Genomic DNA, 13864 nt, shown 5'->3' with positions numbered 1-13864 from the left:
GCGCGCCCCTTGCGTTTGGGGGGCCGGACCAAGGGGCAGCTTTCCCCCGCGCGCAAAACGGCTTAGACGGCCCCGATGACTGAGGTTGCCAAGCAGAGGCAGATTTCGCGGATGGGCTGGATTGCGATCATCCTGGCACTGATGGCGGGCGCGCTGTTCGGGGCCTGGCGCTATGCGATGGCGACCAATGCGGTTGGCCTGCTCGACTGGGCCGACCGTCAGTTCGGCGGCAATGCGGGCTACCGCGTGGCGCTGGCCGAGGGCCGCTATGGCCCGCTTGAGGCGCAGCGGATCGGCGTGATCGTGCCCGACGCGGCGGCCGCTGCACCGCGCCCGGTGCTGGTCTTCATTCATGGCGGGGGCTGGCATTCGGGCACACCCGGCGATTACCGCTTTGTCGGCCGGCAGTTCGCCCGGGCCGGCTATGTCGTCGTGCTCGCCGGATACCGGCTTGGGCCGGAGGGACGCTACCCGCACATGCTGCAGGACAGCGCCCTGGCCATGGCCTGGGTTCAAGAAAACGCAGCGAAATATGGCGGCGATCCCGGACGGGTCTTTGCCATGGGCCATTCGGCCGGAGCCTACAACGTCGTCATGCTGGGGCTGGAGCGCCAGTGGCTCGGCCGCGCCGGGGTGCCGGATGGGTTCCTCAAAGGGGTGGTGGGCCTGTCCGGTCCCTATGACTTCTTCCCCTTCACATCGGATTCGGCGCGCAATGCCTTTGGCCATGAAGCCGATCCCGCGATCACTCAGCCGATCAACCACGTCCGCGGCGATGGCCCGCCAATGCTGCTGCTGACCGGCGATGCCGACGAAACGGTCAAGCCCCGCAATTCCCGCGTCCTCGCCAAGGCGCTTAGCGCCGCAGGGCAAGCGACCGAGCCGGTGATCCTGACCGGAGTGGATCATTCCGGTACAGCGATGAAACTGGCGGCGCCGTTCGACCGGGATCGCCGGGTGCTCGATCCGGTGCTGGCTTTCCTGGCCGCGCACGGCGGCGCTTCAGCACCGGTTCAGGCGGCAGGCCGCTAAGCGTGGCCCCGATGCGCGCGCTCAACCGCTTTTTCGTCCGCTGCCTGGCGGTAGTGCTGGCCATGACGCTGATCGCGCAGCCGGCCATGGCCCAATCGATCCTGCGCGATGCCGAAACCGAAGCCCTGTTGCACGACATGGCGACGCCGCTGATCCGCGCCGCCGGGCTCGATCCGCGCAACGTATCGGTTGTGCTGGTTGGCGACATGTCGATCAACGCCTTCGTCGCCGGCGGACAAGCGGTCTACATCAATGCCGGCCTGATCAATGAGGCCGGATCGGCGCTCGAGGTCCAGGGCGTGATTGCTCACGAACTGGGCCACATCACCGGCGGGCACGTCATCAGTGACGGCGGCTCGCGCGAGGCACAGGGGATTTCGATCCTCTCGCTGCTGCTCGGCGGGATCGCGGCGGCAGCGGGATCGGGCGATGCGGCAATGGGGGTGATCATGGCCGGCCAGCAGGCCGCACTGGGCAAGTACCTGGCCTTCAGCCGCGGCCAGGAAGCCAGCGCAGACGCAGCCGGAGCGGAATACCTTTCCAAGGCCGGTCTGTCAGGGCGCGGTTCGCTGAGCTTCTTCAAGCGGCTCCAGAACCTCGAAATGCGCTATGGCTTTACGCGCAATGCCGACAGCGAGTTCTATTCGACTCACCCGATGACATCGGACCGGATCACCACGCTGCAGGATACCTATGAAAAGGATCCGTCCTGGAATGCGCCGGCCGATCCGGAGCTGGAAGGCCGCTTCAAGCGGGTCAAGGCCAAGCTGTTCGGCTATTTGTCCGAACCGCAGCGGACCCTGCAGGTCTATCCCGAAACGATGACCGATGTCCCGGCCCGCTATGCCCGCGCTTACGCCTTTCACAAAGACGCAAGGCTCGACAAGGCCCTGGCCGAGACTGACGCCTTGCTCACACTTGCCCCTAATGATCCCTACTTCCTTGAGCTCAAGGGTCAGATCCTGCTCGAATCCGGCCGCCCGGGCGAGGCTTTGCCAATGCTGCGGCGGGCGACCCAGCTGTCGAACTTTCACCCGCTGATCGCGACCACCTTCGGTCACGCCCTGATCGCGACCGAGGATCCGGCCCAGCTGGGCGAGGCAGAGCAGGTGCTGCGCGCCGCCGTCTCGCGCGACCGCGAGAATCCCTTTGCCTGGTACCAGCTGGGGGTGATCTATGGGATGAAGGGCGATCTTCCCCGCGCCCGGTTGGCCAGCGCCGAACAGCAGGCATTGCAATTGAACTATCCGCAGGCGCTGCAAAGCGCGCAGACCGCCCAGGCCGGGCTCCCCACCGGCTCGCCCGACTGGATTCGCGCCGGGGATATCGCCATGGAAGCCCGCGCCGCGATTGAACAGCGCAAGAAACGCCGTTAGCCCAGGCTGCATGGCTGAACCAAATTCCCGTCCTGCCGTGCCGCTGGTCTTGTCCGGCATTGCCCTGCTGCTTGCCGGAGGGGCGGCCGGCTTCACTTTCGGGCGAAGCGGCGGCACCACTGATAAGGCTGCGGTTGAAACCGTGGTGCGCGAATATATCCTCGCCCATCCCGAGATTCTGCCCGAGGCAATGGAGAACCTGCGCAAAAGGGAAACCAACAAGCAGATCACTGCCACCGGTGACAAGCTGGAAGTCCCCTTCCCCGGCGCGGTGATGGGCAATCCGAACGGCACGGTCACCTTAGTCGAATTCACCGATTTCGCCTGCACCTACTGCCGCCAGAGTCTGGCCGATGTCGATGCCCTGATCGCCGCCAATCCCGATCTGAAAATCGTCATCCGCGAATTGCCGATCATCGCACCCACCAGCCCTGATGCGGCGCGCTGGGGCCTGGCTGCGGCCGAGCAAGGCAAGTATCCCGAGTTTCACAAGGCAATGTTTGCCGCCGGGCGGACCGATGCACTGAGCATTGAGGCGGCCGCCCGTGCGGCAGGGCTCGATCTCGACCGCGCCCGCAAGTTCATCGATGACCCGCGGGTCAAGGCTGAACTGGCGAGCAATCTTGAACTTGCCCGGCAGCTTGGCATCGATGGCACGCCAAGCTGGGTGGTCGGCGAACAGCTGCTCAGCGGCGCGGTTGGTAAGGACGTGCTGGGCAAGGCAATCGCCGAAGCCCGTAAGCGGTAATTCGCTCTTTGCCGATGGAAAAACCTGCTAAGGTCGGGGCCATGGCCGTCTTGCCGTTTCGCCCGATCCCGTTCTTCGCCAACAAGAACCGCGCGTTCTGGCGGTTGCAGGCAGCGGGCTGGGGCGGGGCGATGCTGCTGCGCGGGGCCTCGGGCCTCGCCAATGGCCAGCCGCTGTCCTACCTCGTATTGGTCCTGATCTCGACCATTACCGGGCTCTCGCTGACCCTGATCCTGTCGGTCATCTATCGCCAGCTGATCAACCGGCGCCCGCTGATCACCTGGGGCCTGACGGTCCTGGTCATGCCGATGGCGGCTTTCCTCAACGCCTTTGTCGATACCTGGGTGGCCGGGCTCTACGCTGGCGATTCCGGATCCGGCTTCGCCCAGCGGTTCATCGGTCTGTTCTATATCGACGCGACCCTGCTGCTCGCCTGGTCGGCGCTCTATTACATGATCAACTTCTTCCTGCAGATCGAAGAGCAGAACGACCAGCTGATCCAGCTGGAGAACCAGGCGACCCAGGCCCAACTGGCGATGCTGCGCTATCAGCTCAACCCGCATTTCCTGTTCAACACGCTCAACTCGATCAGCACACTGGTGCTGCTCAAGCAGACCGAGCCGGCCAATGCCATGCTCAGCCGGCTGTCGAGCTTTCTGCGCTATACCCTGGTCAACGAGCCGACCGGGCGGGTCACCGTGGCGCAGGAGATCGACACGCTGAAGCTCTACCTCGAGATCGAGCGGATGCGGTTTGAAGAGCGGCTGCGGACCCGGTTCCAGATCGAATCCGGCACGGAAAGCGGGCTGCTTCCTTCGCTGCTGCTGCAGCCGCTGGTCGAAAACGCGATCAAATATGCGGTCAGTCCGCAGGAATCGGGCGCCGAAATCACCATTGCCGTGCAACTCGTCGGCCCAAACCTTCGCATCACCGTCTCCGACACCGGCCCGGGGTTGCAATCGGGGGGCCCGAACAACAGGTTGACCGGCGTGACATTCGACGGCGGCGAACAGGTATCTACCGGAGTGGGCCTAGCGAACATTCGCGACCGGCTGGCCCAGGCCTATGGCGAGGAACACCGTTTCGAAACGATGGAGCCTGCCGAGGGCGGCTTTGCCGTGCTGATCGAGATCCCCTTCGAACGCCGCGATACTCCCTTGCCGACCGCTGCGGCCGACAAACGCCCGGCGCTGGCCGGCTAAAGGCACTGATCCCATGACCATCCGCACCATTATCGTCGATGACGAGAAGCTCGCGATCCAGGGGCTGCAGCTGCGGCTCGATAAGTTTCCCGATGTCGAGGTGATCGACACCTGTTCGAACGGGCGCGAGGCGATCCGCAAGATCAAGACCGAAAAGCCCGACCTGGTGTTCCTCGACATCCAGATGCCCGGGTTCGACGGCTTCTCGGTGGTCAAGGGGATCATGGAGATCGAGCCGCCGCTGATCGTCTTCGTGACCGCCTACCAGGAGCACGCGGTTCGCGCGTTCGAGGCCAATGCCGTCAATTACCTGATGAAGCCGGTCGACGAGGACAAGCTGGCCGATACCATGGAGCGGGTGCGGCTGCGCATCGCCGAAAAGCAGGCTGCCGAAGAGGCAGAGAAGCTCAAGACCGTGCTGGCCGAAGTCGCCCCCGACGCTATGGACGCCATGCCCGAAGAGCCCGAGCATGCAGCGCGCTACGAAAAGCTCATCAACATCAAGGATCGCGGCCAGATCTTCCGGGTCGATGTCGATTCGATCGAGCGGATCGAGGCGGCCGGCGATTACATGTGCATCTACACCGCCGACAACAGCCTGATCCTGCGCGAGACAATGAAGGATCTGGAACGCCGGCTCGATCCGCGGGTGTTCCAGCGGGTCCACCGCAGCTGGATCGTCAACCTCAACCAGGTCCGCCAGGTCAAGCCGCACACCAACGGCGAATGCTTCCTGGTGCTGGAGAGCGGTGCGGATGTGAAGGTTTCACGCTCGTACAGGGATGTAGTGGCGCGGTTCGTGCATTGATCTATTCTCACGCAAAGGCGCAAAGGCGCTAAGAACTCGTGCTTGCGGCGAAGCCGCCTTGGTCTCGGGTTGCTACCTGTGCCGCATCGGTTTGAAAAAGAAGGCGGCTTCGCCGTGTATAGCGGCCTCTTCGCGCCTTTGCGCCTTTGCGTGAGAAAACAATTGCGCAACCTGTGAACCCGGGCAAAACGCTGGGAATGCCTTCTTTCACTCTCCCCGGTTTCAATCTCGCCCACTTCGTTCGCGCCACGCTGGACGAGGACCTGGGCCTTGGCTTGCCCGGCGGCGGGCACGATGTGACCAGTGAGAGCGTGATCCCCGCCGATGCGCGCTTCTCCGGCGTGATGGACAGCCGCGATGCGATCGTCGTGGCCGGGCTGCCAATCGCAGCCGCCTTTTTCAGGGCGCTTGATCCGGGCATGGAGATCGAGGTGCTGGTGGAAGAGGGTGCCAAGGTCCCCGCCGGATCCGACCTGATGCGCCTGACTGGCAATGCCCGTGCGATGCTCACCGCCGAGCGCTCGGCGCTCAATACGGTCCAGCACCTGTCGGGCATCGCAACGATGACCCGCAGCTACGTCGATGCCATGGCCGGCCATGCCGTGCTGCTCGATACCCGCAAGACCATTCCCGGGCTGCGCCACCTCGAAAAGTACGCCACCCGGATGGGCGGGGCGAAGAACCACCGGATGGGCCTGTGGGACGCGGCGATGATCAAGGACAACCACGTGCTGGTCGCCGGCGGCGTGGCCGAAGCGGTGCGCCGCGCGCGCGAAGCCGGGGTCAAGGACATCATCTGCGAAGTGGACCGGATCGACCAGATCGAACCCGCGATCGCCGCCGGGGCCAGCCACGTGCTGCTCGACAACATGAGCGTCGCCGAACTGGAGGAAGCCGTGGCGCTGATCGGCGGGCGCGTGCCATGCGAAGCCTCGGGCGGGGTCCGGCTCGATACCATCGCCGCGATCGCCGCCACCGGAGTGACCTACGTCTCGGTCGGCCGCCTCACGCAGAGCGCCCCCGCCGCCGATGTCGGTTTGGATTTCACCCCGCTATGATGCGCAGCACACTCTTGCTCCTCGCCCTGCTGCCCACCCCGGCCCTCGCCCAGGCCTATCAGTGCCGTGCGCCGCAGAGCATCGAGATGCCGCGCGCGATCCAGCCCGACGGCCCGCGGCGCGTATCTCCAATTCGCGGCTATACCCTGGCGATCAGCTGGTCGCCCGAGTTCTGCCGCGGCGGCAAGGCGGCCAAGGATCCCGCCAACCTGCAATGCAACGGCAGCATCGGCCGGTTCGGCTTCGTCCTCCACGGGCTGTGGCCGGAAAGCGGGCAGGGCAAGTACCCGCAGTGGTGCAGCGTTACCCCGCGACCGACCGAGGCGGAGCTCAAGGCCAACCTGTGCATGACCCCGGTGCCCTGGCTGCTCGAGCACGAATGGGCCAAGCACGGCAGCTGCATGGCGAAAAGCCCGGCGGGCTATTTCAAGGTTGCGTCGATCCTGTGGAACTCGGTCCGGCTGCCCGATGCCGACAAGCTTTCACGCCAGCCCGCCCTGACTGCGGGTGACCTGCGCCGGGCCTTCGTCGCGCTCAATCCCGGGCTGCCTCTAGCTTCAGTCGGTCTTAGGACGAGCAATGGCGGATGGCTGCGCGAGGTGCAGATTTGCTATGATCGCAAATTCATGCCGACTGCCTGCGATGCGTCCAAGCTGGGCCCGAAGAACGATGTGCCGCTGAATATCTGGCGCGGGCTCTAACCCGATGCCGGGTCGCCCTCAGGCCTAGCCCTCAGGAGGAGCGCAGCCTGGCGAAGAAGGTCTTCAGCAGGCCGCTCGCCTCTTCCTCGCCCATGCCCGAATAGACCTCGGGGCGGTGCAGGCTCTGCTCGTGCTCGAACACCCGCGCCCCATGCTCGACCGCGCCGCCCTTGGGATCGGGCGCGGCGTAATAGAGCCGGGCAATCCGGGCGTGGGCGATCGCCCCGGCGCACATCGCACAGGGCTCCAGCGTGACCCACAGCTCGCAGCCATCAAGCCGCTCGTTGCCGAGCAGGGCGGCGGCATGGCGAATCGCCAGGACCTCGGCATGGGCGGTGGGGTCTTGCAGGGTGCGCGGAGCGTTGTGCGAGGTCGCGATAACCGCGCCATCCTTGACGATCACCGCCCCGATCGGCACTTCCCCGGCGGATTCGCCCTTGCGCGCCTGATCGAGGGCAATCTGCATGGGTTCGGGAAGCGGCCAGCGGCTCATTTCTGCGGAATTGGCCGCAATGCCTTGACCGTGCAAGGGTGAATCGGTATGGGCGCGCCTTCTCCCGTCATGGGCGTCCAGTTTTTTAGCGAGTATAACCATGTCCCGTATTTGCGAACTGACCGGCAAGGGTCGCCAGGTCGGCCACAACGTCAGCCACGCCAACAACAAGACCAAGCGCGTGTTCCTGCCCAACCTGCAGAACGTCACGTTGATGTCTGACGGGCTGGACCGCAGCTTCAAGTTCCGCGTTTCGACCCAGGGCCTGCGCTCGGTCGAGCACGTTGGCGGTCTCGACAACTGGCTGCTCAAGACCTCTGATGAAAAGCTCTCGACCACCGCTCAGAAGGTCAAGCGCGAGCTCAAGAAGAAGGCTGCTGCGGCCTAAACCCCGCGCACTTTCGTCAAGTAATTCAAAGGCGTCCGGTCACCCGGGCGCCTTTTGCTTTGGTGGCAGGCGGGCCTCGTCGATTGCTACTTTCAGCAGCAACACCCGCTGGCTGGCCGCACCGTTTTCGTCACTGATGATCCAGGCGATCAGGCTGCCGTCGGCCTGGCGTTCGATCGCGAGACCTTCGTAATTGTCGACCGGCCAACCGCCGGACAGCTCGCCCAGTTCTTTCGCGTTCCAAACCTGGCCCGGGCGGATTTCGGCGGGATCGGCGATCAGCACCTTGATGGCGAACCGCGCTGGCATCGGCCAGAGCAATCGACGGGCGAGAATCAGCACCCGGCCGTCGGGCAATTCCGCCATATCGGTCGGCCGGTAGCCATCGCCGCCTTCGAAGGTAAAGGCTTGGCCCTTGATCCCGCTGGTCGGGTCGCTGGCATAGAGAAATGCCGGGTGCTGCGCGCCAAGCCAGCTGTTGCGGCATTCGCACAGCACGACGAAGCGCCCGTCGGTCAGCCGCACCATCGCTTCGGCCCCCGCGTTGTTCGACCAGCCCTTCCAGTCGCGCTCCTCGCGGAAGGCTTCGCGGCGTAGCTCGGCATCATGCCGCGCAATCGCATTGCGGCCCTCTAATGCCAGCCAAATCTGCCCCGTCCGCGGATCGCGGGTGGCGGATTCGACGTCGCGGTTGTTCTTGAGCTGGCGCCGATCGGTCAGTGTGACCCCAAAGCGTGGCGGACGGGCCGGACCATCGGGCTTTGAGAATTCCAGATAATAACCGCGGTCGCTGAAGGCCAGAAGCCGGCCCTGCGGCTCGGTCAGGAGGGCCGAGTATCCGCCAAAAGCTGAATGGCGGCTGGTCAACTGCCAGGCAGCCTCGAGCCGCAAGGGGCCCAGTCGGCAGCAAGTGGGATCAAGCGTGAGACGCTCAAGCGTCAGGTTCGGACGGTCATCGCTGGGCAGCGGAGTGCTGCGCAGCCAGGTCGCCAGACCAAGACCCAGCGCAATCAGCAAGGCAAGCACACGCCGCCGCATGATCGGGCCGGTCAGAGCGCGCCGGCGGGCATCGCCGCAGCCCCGACCGTAGCGGCAATCGCCGCTCGCTCGGCCGGGGAGAGATCCGGGTGCCAGATGTCAAAGATCATGATCACTCGCAGCTGGTCGGTCTCGTTGACCGCCTCATGTTCGATCGTGTCATCGAATACCCAGGCCTGGCCAAGCTGCCAGTCATGGACTTCCTCACCGACCCGGAACCAGCACCGGCCCGGAATGATCAGCGGCAGGTGGCAGAGTAGCCGGAAATTGGCGACGCCGACATGGGGAGGGATCGAAGTGCCGGGCGCCAGGAGCGAAAACATCGCATTGGCGCCGCAGCCGGCGATCCAGGGCTGGTCCATGCCGTCCAAAAATCCCATCGTCTGCGGGCACAGCGCGGCGTTTGGCCCCACTACCTCGCCGCGCTCGATCAGATGAATCGCAGTCCAGTCGCGATTGTGGTTGAGCTCGCGCCATTGCGCCAGCGGCTCGCTCGACCCGTATTGCACATAGGGGACGAGAACGGCCTCTTCGGCATTGGCGACCTGGTCCATCTCATTCCGGATCGATTGGGTCAGGCCCTCAAGTTCGGGCAGCCACGGGAACAGCGCCCGGTCATGGAACTCCATTTCGCGCAGCCCGGGATAGTGAAAATGCGTCGCTTGCGAATGATAGATCCGGGTGCGGTGGGTGACATTGCTGGCAAGCCGCTCGGCACGGCGGCGTTCCGCTGGCGTAAGGTCGGCCCCGCTCGCCTCAACTGCGGCGTGAAGCCGTGCCTCCAGCTGCTGCTGGTGCGCGGCCCAGGCGATCTCGGCCCGATCGATCGCTGGCCCGAGCGACGGCGGCAGCGGATCGGGCCGCTTCTGGGCCAGCGCGCGACCATAGGCTTCGCCGGCTTCGGGCTGCCCGGCCTGATCTAGCATGCGGGCTCGCATCAGCAGGTTGATGAAATCGAGCGGGGCAAATGCCAGCGCCCGGTCAATCGCTTCGATTGCCTTGACTGGCGCGCCCGAGATCTGCCGGACCGTGGCGAGCCGCTGCCAGAAAGCCGGGTCGTGCGGTTCGGACTGCGCCGCCGCTTCAAGGATTGCGCGTGCTTCGGCAGGATTCCGCGCCGCTAGGGCGCGATCGGCTGCGGCAATACGTTGCGCAAGATCAGGGTCGGTCACCATCGTCACGCCGGAATGTGCCGCCGGGGCACCAATTGCAAGTGATGATGACAAGGGCAATTGATCGAAAAACGGTTGACGGGTAATGGCGGGTTCAGCTTTGCTTCTGCAATATTGCACGTCGCAACGAGGAATTCGACTTCATGACCAAGTCCCTGATCGCAGCTGGCGCCATCGCGCTGTTAATGATGGCTGGCCCGGTTTCCGCGAAATCGGACACGGCACCGTCGAATTCTGCGCAATCCGACGAAGGCGAAACCAACAAGATGGTTTGCCGCCGCGTTGAATCGATCGGCACGCGCCTCGGCTCGAAGAAGGTCTGCCGGACCAAGGCCCAGTGGGACGCCGAAGCGGCGGCCAATCGCCAGGATCTGGAACGCAGCCAGACCCAGCGCTGGAAGAGCGACTGACCGCTCAATCCTGATAGCCGAGTTTTTCGATCCACGGTTGGAGCACCGGCATGACCGGCTCCAGCTGTTGGCGGTAGCGTTCCCACCGGCCGACCGCGCGCTGGTATAGCGGCTGCCCGATCTGGGCGTAGGAGGCGGTGCGCACCGCCCCGCGCCGGGCAGCACTGGCCTGATTGTCCAGCACTTCATCGCGCCAGGGCAGCCCCAGAAAAGCCAGCAAGGTGCGCATTTCAGCTTCGAGATCGGCAATCATCCGTTCGTAGCGGACCCGCTGCGGCTTCAGCCCGAGCAGCGCTTCGGCACGTTCGAAATTGCTGAAGATCGCGGCATAGGTCCGCGCGGCTTCGTCCAGTTCGGTATAGCTTTGCATCGCATGGTTGGGCGCGAAGTTGGCCATGAAGCAGCTCAGCACCGCATCACAGGGATGACGTTCTACCAGCACGATCGCCGCATCGGGGAACAGGCGATGGATCACCGGCATGTGCGTCATGTGCAAGGGCATCTTGTCGACGATGCGGCGTCCGTCGGCGGAACCCTGCAAAGCTGCGGCCAGCTCGAAATAGCGGGTTCGCGCTGCATTGACCCGAGCTTGATCGGTCTCGCTGGCAAGATCGGGAAATTCGCGTTCGATAGTTGACAGCGTCGGCTGTTCCTCGAACACCTGCAGTTCGGGCAGGGCCGTCAGCAAGGTATCGAGAAGTGTCGTCCCGGATCGCGGTGAACCGACGATAAAGATCGGGTCCTGCGGCAGTCCCGCGGTCGGCGCTGCCGCCGGCAAGGGCGGCTGCATCTCTGCGGTCTGGCGTTCGATTGTCTCGCGATAGGTCGGCCCGGGCTCGGCCGGATGGGCCGCGCGCGATGCCTGGTTCATCGCTTCGAACTGGCGGAATGCTTCGGCTGTTTGGCCAAGGCGCTCGGCGATCTCCGCCCTGACCTGAGCGGTACGAATCGGATTGATCGTGTCGGGTATGCGGGCAGCTTCGCGCTCGGCCTCTTCGAACCGTTCGCGACGACGCAGGCTCCAGGCCTTGAGAAACGAGAGCTCCGGACGCGGATCGAGCGCTTCGCATTCGGCAATGTGAGCGTCGAGTTGGTCGAGAAGATTGGCCTGCTCCAGCAGCAAGCCGTACTCGATGCGTGCCTCTCCAAGGTGATCTTCGGCCGTCGCCGCTGCACGAAGTATCTTCCGGGCCAGTTCGCTTTTACCAGCGGCGGCGAGTGCCAGGCCGAGCTCGATCTTGATTTCGTGATGATCAGGAAAGCGGCGAGCTGCTTCTTCCGCATTCCGCAGGCGCGCCTCGCGTTGCTTGACGGCGTTCAGGGCCTGGCTCAGATTAAGGAAAATCTCCGGTAGACTGGGATAGGGAGAGCCGTTGACAGCATTTTCAAAGGCATGGATCGCGCCGTTGCAGTCACCCGCATCGGTCAGGCAATTGCCCAAGTTATTCCAGCTTTCCCAGTCTTGCGGCGCGGCGGCAACGGTGATCCGGTAAGCGGCGATCGCAGCGTTTATCGCGCCATCCTGCTGGTGGAAATAGCCGGCCAGACGCGCGAGCCCGGGATGCCCGCCATGATCAAAGGCCAGGTGCCTTGCCTCATCGCTTTGTCCGGTAGCGGTCAAAACGGTCGCCAGATTGAAGCGCGCGGCCATGTCCTGCGGTGACACGGCGATTTGCTGGCGGAGATAGGGGATCGCCTCGACCTTGCGGTCAAGCTGGAGCAGCGCCAGTGCGGTGATGCCAAGCAGTGCCGGATTCTCGGGCGCTGCTTCAAGCCCCTGCTGCGCGGCCGCAAGGGCGGCAGCGAACTGGCGCTGGCGCAGCGCGTCTGCTGCGGCGCGGATGGCTTGGACCGGATCCATCAGTCTTGCTGCGGCCGGGCGATATCGTAAGCGACGGTCATACGCTCTCCGCTACCAAAGGGACGCGTGCCATGCCACAGCGTAGAGGGAAACAGCGCGAGTTTTCCCGGCTTTGGCTCAACCGTGCGGAATGCCGCGAAGTCGGGCAGCAGATCGCGGCATTCGCCAAACGCCAGCCAGCCGCCTTCAGGCTCGAGCGGATCGGGCCGGGGGACCACCACATAGAAGGCCGAGCTGATCCACCCTTGCCAATGGACATGGTCGGCGTGGAACCCTTTGTCGGTCAGCCGTACGGACCAAGCACCGGCCACGTTCAGCGCATCCCGTTGCGTGACGAGCAGAGGATGCGCCGGATCGGGCGGCGGGAGCTGCGCAACATAGCTGCGCACCGCTTCGAGCAGCGCGGCTCGGAGTTGGCGGATTTCGGGTTCTGCGCGGGCCAGCAGATTTCCATCAGTCTGAGTTCCGCCACGCACCGATTGGTCGAGCGGTTGACCCTTTGCCGCATGGAGGCTGCGCAGCACTTCGGCCAGCCGGTCGAGCGAGCCGACCTCGGACGAAAGGTCAAACGTGCCGATCATCCGCTCGTCGCCTTCCAGCCACTGCCAGCGCGGATCACCGGTCAGCCGCCACAGCAGCGCGCGGTAGGGCCAGAGCGCCCCTTCGCTGCGCCCCTCGAAGCTTTGCTCAGCCAGCAGCTGGGCCTCTTCGATCCGTCCGAGGCGGATGTAGTTGCGGATCGGCCAGCAGGCCATCTCGCCATTTTCGGGAAACGGCGGATTATCGAACAGGATTTGAGCCCTTTCGGCCTGGCCAAGTTCGGTGAGGCAGGCCGCCTCGATCCGGTTCAGTTCAAGATCGGGGCCAAGCGATTGCCGCGCTTCGGCAACGGTTTCCAGCGCCGTTAGATAATTGCGCGCTTCCATCAAAACCTGGAACAGCGCCTGCCAGATTGCACCGGCCTGAGGGTGCTGGCGCAGTGCCTGACGAAGCGTAGCGTCGATTGGTTCGCCCGGCCGCACCTGGGCGTTGAGCCTGGCATAGGCGACATGACCATCGATCCAACCCGGGCTGCTAGCGAGGAGGTGGGCGAGCTGGTCACAGGCGGCGGGGCCCTGGCCTTCGGCGAACATGGCTGCGGCCCGGCCCAGCGCCACCGCACCATCGCCGGGCGCGAGTTGACGGGCGCGGTTGAACAGCGGGAGCGCAGGGAAACCTGCCTCGAAAGCCGTCCGCGCCTGGCTGTGCGCGATCAGCGGGTCGGCGGGTGCCAGGGCAGCGGCACGGGTAAAGGCGGCGTGGGCACCGGCGCTGTCCTGCTGATCCCGGCGGGCCAGTCCCAAAAACTGCCACAGGCGGGCATCTTCGGGTTGCCGTTCGGCGGCGGCAGCCAGCAAGGGTTCGGCAGTATCGGCGAGGCCATGGCTGAGAGCCTCGGACGCGGCCCGAAGCAAGGCAAGGCTATCGGCGGGTGGCACCCGGTGAAGGGCAGCTAAAGCGGCGGCGCGTTCGGACATGCTGAAGGTCTTAGCTTGGGGGGCGGATAAAAACAAAGTGGCGGGTTCCCGAAGGAACCC

The 13864-nt window shown here is 64.6% G+C and carries 14 protein-coding genes; 9 read left to right on the top strand and 5 right to left on the bottom strand.

The window, feature by feature from the left end; translation table 11 throughout:
- The first annotated feature begins 75 nt into the window (after nucleotides 1-75).
- The 7 genes from B2V17_RS01750 to B2V17_RS01720 all read left to right on the top strand — a co-directional run bounded on the left by B2V17_RS01750 (nucleotide 76) and on the right by B2V17_RS01720 (nucleotide 6925).
- Complete coding sequence (locus B2V17_RS01750) at nucleotides 76-1032, top strand: alpha/beta hydrolase (protein WP_292994529.1); 957 nt, start codon at nucleotides 76-78, stop codon at nucleotides 1030-1032.
- Between the two features lie 11 nt (nucleotides 1033-1043).
- A complete protein-coding gene (locus B2V17_RS01745) occupies nucleotides 1044-2408 on the top strand; it encodes a M48 family metalloprotease (RefSeq protein WP_414690749.1) in 1365 nt (454 codons plus the stop codon).
- Nucleotides 2409-2418: 10 nt separating this feature from the next.
- The gene (locus tag B2V17_RS01740; protein WP_292994527.1) at nucleotides 2419-3156 is read left to right on the top strand and encodes a DsbA family protein; all 738 of its coding nucleotides are present in this window, start codon (nucleotides 2419-2421) and stop codon (nucleotides 3154-3156) included.
- 41 nt (nucleotides 3157-3197) lie between these two features.
- Nucleotides 3198-4358: a sensor histidine kinase gene (locus tag B2V17_RS01735; protein ID WP_292994772.1), complete on the top strand. Its 1161-nt coding sequence runs from the start codon at nucleotides 3198-3200 to the stop codon at nucleotides 4356-4358.
- 13 nt (nucleotides 4359-4371) lie between these two features.
- Complete coding sequence (locus tag B2V17_RS01730) at nucleotides 4372-5166, top strand: LytR/AlgR family response regulator transcription factor (protein ID WP_292994525.1); 795 nt, start codon at nucleotides 4372-4374, stop codon at nucleotides 5164-5166.
- Between the two features lie 197 nt (nucleotides 5167-5363).
- A complete protein-coding gene (nadC, locus tag B2V17_RS01725) occupies nucleotides 5364-6224 on the top strand; it encodes a carboxylating nicotinate-nucleotide diphosphorylase (RefSeq protein WP_292994523.1) in 861 nt (286 codons plus the stop codon).
- A 14-nt stretch (nucleotides 6225-6238) separates the two neighbouring features.
- Nucleotides 6239-6925, top strand: a complete 687-nt coding sequence (locus B2V17_RS01720) for a ribonuclease T2 family protein (RefSeq protein ID WP_292994521.1) — start codon at nucleotides 6239-6241, stop codon at nucleotides 6923-6925.
- A 31-nt stretch (nucleotides 6926-6956) separates the two neighbouring features.
- Here B2V17_RS01720 and B2V17_RS01715 read toward each other — a convergent pair whose 3' ends face one another.
- Nucleotides 6957-7418, bottom strand: a complete 462-nt coding sequence (locus B2V17_RS01715; RefSeq protein WP_292994519.1) for a nucleoside deaminase — start codon at nucleotides 7416-7418, stop codon at nucleotides 6957-6959.
- Between the two features lie 100 nt (nucleotides 7419-7518).
- On the opposite strand from B2V17_RS01715, the gene rpmB reads away from it, so the two are divergent.
- Nucleotides 7519-7806, top strand: coding sequence for a 50S ribosomal protein L28 (gene rpmB / locus B2V17_RS01710; protein WP_292994517.1), 288 nt, complete (start codon nucleotides 7519-7521; stop codon nucleotides 7804-7806).
- Nucleotides 7807-7845: 39 nt separating this feature from the next.
- Here the strand turns inward: rpmB and B2V17_RS01705 are convergent, their stop codons facing one another.
- Entirely contained in the window at nucleotides 7846-8844 is a 999-nt protein-coding gene (locus B2V17_RS01705) for an esterase-like activity of phytase family protein (protein WP_292994515.1), read from the bottom strand.
- Between the two features lie 11 nt (nucleotides 8845-8855).
- Nucleotides 8856-10019: an aspartyl/asparaginyl beta-hydroxylase domain-containing protein gene (locus B2V17_RS01700; RefSeq protein WP_292994513.1), complete on the bottom strand. Its 1164-nt coding sequence runs from the start codon at nucleotides 10017-10019 to the stop codon at nucleotides 8856-8858.
- A 140-nt stretch (nucleotides 10020-10159) separates the two neighbouring features.
- Between B2V17_RS01700 and B2V17_RS01695 the strand changes: the two genes are divergently transcribed.
- The gene (locus B2V17_RS01695) at nucleotides 10160-10426 is read left to right on the top strand and encodes a hypothetical protein (protein WP_292994511.1); all 267 of its coding nucleotides are present in this window, start codon (nucleotides 10160-10162) and stop codon (nucleotides 10424-10426) included.
- A 4-nt stretch (nucleotides 10427-10430) separates the two neighbouring features.
- On the opposite strand, the gene B2V17_RS01690 is transcribed toward B2V17_RS01695, so the two are convergent.
- Both B2V17_RS01690 and B2V17_RS01685 read right to left on the bottom strand, forming a co-directional pair.
- Nucleotides 10431-12287: a tetratricopeptide repeat-containing sulfotransferase family protein gene (locus B2V17_RS01690; RefSeq protein WP_292994509.1), complete on the bottom strand. Its 1857-nt coding sequence runs from the start codon at nucleotides 12285-12287 to the stop codon at nucleotides 10431-10433.
- Complete coding sequence (locus tag B2V17_RS01685; protein WP_292994507.1) at nucleotides 12287-13804, bottom strand: putative 2OG-Fe(II) oxygenase; 1518 nt, start codon at nucleotides 13802-13804, stop codon at nucleotides 12287-12289. The genes B2V17_RS01690 and B2V17_RS01685 overlap by 1 nt, the downstream gene beginning before the upstream one ends.
- Between the last annotated feature and the right edge of the window lie 60 nt (nucleotides 13805-13864).

Source organism: Novosphingobium sp. UBA6272, assembly GCF_002440635.1.
GTDB lineage: Bacteria > Pseudomonadota > Alphaproteobacteria > Sphingomonadales > Sphingomonadaceae > Novosphingobium.
This window is presented reverse-complemented; position numbering and strand designations above follow the sequence as displayed.